The following is a 3010-nucleotide window of genomic DNA, read 5'->3' on the forward strand; positions in this document are numbered from 1 at the left end:
TGCTTTCTCAATCGCTTCATAAAACTTCACAATTGTAACCATTTCCTCATTTGACCAATCATAATCTAACGGATATTGATATTCCATTTCGCACCTCATTTATCATTTCTTCTTATTTCAATACGCTATCTTAAAGTGATTTTTTCTACTTCACTATAGCCACTTTGCATTATACACTATTTATTCATTTTAATGGAATTGCCTTCCACTAGAAGTTAGTAGGACGCTACTATTTAACATACTCACCGTAAAAATATTTTTTGCTATACATCTATAATTATTGGTGATATAATGCTTTTGTTTTATAGAAAATAAAGTGAAGCTTCCATCTCAAAAAAGCTTTTGTGAATGGCAGAAAAACAAGTCTCATTCTAAAAAAGAACGTAACTTTTTTAGAACAAGATTATATAAAACAAACTCTCATAAATATTAAAAAAAGAAGGGGTGTATAGATTGTCCCAATACGAAACACCATTGTTTACCGCTTTAGTTGAGCACAGTAAGCGAAATCCAATTCAATTCCATATTCCAGGGCATAAAAAAGGACAGGGCATGGATCCTGAATTTCGCGAATTTATTGGGCATAATGCATTAGCAATTGATTTAATTAATATTGCGCCGCTCGATGATTTACATCATCCAAAAGGTATGATTAAAGAAGCACAGGATTTAGCAGCCGCTGCATTTGGTGCGGATCATACTTTCTTTTCTATTCAAGGTACAAGTGGCGCAATTATGACAATGGTGATGAGCGTTTGCGGTCCTGGTGACAAAATACTAGTACCAAGAAACGTGCATAAATCAGTAATGTCAGCTATTATTTTCTCAGGTGCAAAACCTATTTTCATGCATCCTGAAATTGATCCAAAACTTGGTATTTCACATGGAATCACAATTCAATCTGTCAAAAAGGCACTTGAAGAGCACTCAGATGCGAAAGGCCTACTTGTTATTAACCCAACATACTTTGGCTTTGCTGCGGACTTAGAACAGATTGTACAATTAGCACATTCTTACGATATCCCTGTACTCGTTGATGAGGCTCATGGTGTTCATATTCATTTTCACGATGAACTGCCGATGTCAGCGATGCAAGCCGGTGCAGATATGGCAGCAACAAGTGTTCACAAATTAGGTGGATCTTTAACGCAAAGTTCTATTCTTAATGTAAAAGAAGGCCTTGTGAACGTAAAACATGTTCAATCTATTATTAGCATGCTTACGACTACATCAACGTCTTACATCTTGTTAGCCTCCCTAGATGTTGCTAGAAAACGTCTTGCTACAGAAGGAACGGCACTCATAGAACAAACAATACAATTAGCGGAACAAGTTCGTGATGCTATAAATGATATTGAACATCTTTACTGTCCAGGGAAAGAAATGCTAGGTACGGATGCTACTTTTAACTATGATCCTACAAAGATAATTGTATCTGTAAAAGATTTAGGTATTACAGGTCATCAGGCTGAAGTATGGCTTAGAGAGCAATATAACATTGAAGTAGAGCTCTCAGATTTATACAACATACTATGTCTTATCACTTTTGGGGATACAGAAAGTGAGACAAATACACTTATTGTAGCATTACAAGATTTATCAGCAACATTTAAAAATAAAGCTGATAAAGGTGTTCAAGTGCAAGTAGAAATTCCAGAAATACCTGTTTTAGCACTTTCTCCTCGAGATGCTTTTTATTCGGAAACAGAAGTCATCCCATTTGAAAATGCAGCAGGTCGTATTATAGCTGATTTCGTTATGGTTTATCCGCCAGGGATTCCAATCTTTACTCCGGGGGAAATTATTACACAAGATAACTTAGAGTATATTCGTAAAAACTTAGAAGCAGGTTTACCTGTACAAGGTCCTGAAGATATGACATTACAAACATTACGCGTGATTAAAGAGTACAAGCCTATCAGTTGATAGGCTTTTCTTTCACCCTTTTGGCCTTTTCTCATACGATATTATGTAATGTAACGTATAGGTGGGGATACTATTATGATTGTAATAGGCCGTTCTATTGTACATCCTTATATCACAAATGAATATGAGCCATTTGCAAATGAGAAACAACAAATTTTATCTATAATGGCAGGAAATCAAGAAATCTATTCCTTCCGAACATCTGATGAACTCAGCTTTGATCTAAATTTGCGTGTTAATATTATTACTTCTGCATTAGAACTTTTTCAAAGTGGTTTTCAGTTTCGCACATTTCAACAATCTTTTTGTAACCCTCAGTATTGGAAAAGAACATCTCTTGGAGGATTCGAGCTCCTTCCAAACATACCCCCTTCCATTGCCATACAAGATATTTTCAAAAACGGAAAACTATATGGAACTGAATGTGCCACCGCTATGATCATTATTTTTTACAAAGCTTTACTAGCATTATATGAGGAAGAAACCTTCAACCGTCTCTTTGCAAACCTTTTACTTTATACGTGGGACTACGATCAAGATTTAAAGCTCATAACAAAGACGGGTGGCGATCTTGTCCCAGGTGATCTCGTTTACTTTAAAAATCCACAAGTGAACCCAGCTACAATCGAGTGGCAAGGAGAAAATACAATCTATCTAGGAAATTTCTTTTTTTATGGGCATGGCGTAGGTGTAAAAACAAAAGAAGAAATTATATACGCGTTAAATGAGCGACGAGTCCCTTACGCTTTTATTTCCGCTTTCTTAACCGATACTATTACCCGTATTGATAGCCGTCTTATGAGCTACCACGCTTCTCCTAGCACACCACAGACATCCATAGGATTTATTCCGATTAGAGATGATGCAATTGTTGCAACAGTTGGCAACACAACTACAGTTTATTAAAAAAAGCACCTACATATGTAGGCGCTTTTTTTATTTAAGCTTTTGAATGTTCTTTATGGTCACAGTCGCAATGAGATCCACATTTCCCGTATAGTACTGTTGATTTTTCATCTTCAAAATGTCCGATTGTTCCTTCACATACTTGGCATACGATTGTTCCCATTTTTCATTTCCCCCT

At 36.1% G+C, this 3010-nt stretch carries 4 protein-coding genes; 2 read left to right on the forward strand and 2 right to left on the reverse strand.

Going from position 1 to position 3010, the window contains the following annotated elements:
• Positions 1-87, reverse strand: an 87-nt coding sequence (locus MR079_RS27995) for a UPF0223 family protein (protein ID WP_242278056.1), incomplete at its 3' end; no start/stop codon positions are given.
• A gap of 366 nt (positions 88-453) precedes the next feature.
• Here MR079_RS27995 and speA point away from each other — a divergent pair.
• Both speA and MR079_RS28005 read left to right on the forward strand, forming a co-directional pair.
• Positions 454-1926: an arginine decarboxylase gene (gene speA, locus MR079_RS28000; RefSeq protein WP_205689054.1), complete on the forward strand. Its 1473-nt coding sequence runs from the start codon at positions 454-456 to the stop codon at positions 1924-1926.
• Between the two features lie 75 nt (positions 1927-2001).
• Entirely contained in the window at positions 2002-2832 is an 831-nt protein-coding gene (locus tag MR079_RS28005; RefSeq protein WP_139866885.1) for a protein-glutamine gamma-glutamyltransferase, read from the forward strand.
• A gap of 34 nt (positions 2833-2866) precedes the next feature.
• Here MR079_RS28005 and MR079_RS28010 read toward each other — a convergent pair whose 3' ends face one another.
• Positions 2867-2995, reverse strand: coding sequence for a GapA-binding peptide SR1P (locus MR079_RS28010; protein WP_000536793.1), 129 nt, complete (start codon positions 2993-2995; stop codon positions 2867-2869).
• Positions 2996-3010 lie beyond the last annotated feature (15 nt).

The sequence above is a fragment of the Bacillus cereus group sp. BfR-BA-01381 genome, assembly GCF_022663555.1.
In the GTDB taxonomy this organism is placed as follows: domain Bacteria; phylum Bacillota; class Bacilli; order Bacillales; family Bacillaceae_G; genus Bacillus_A; species Bacillus_A pacificus.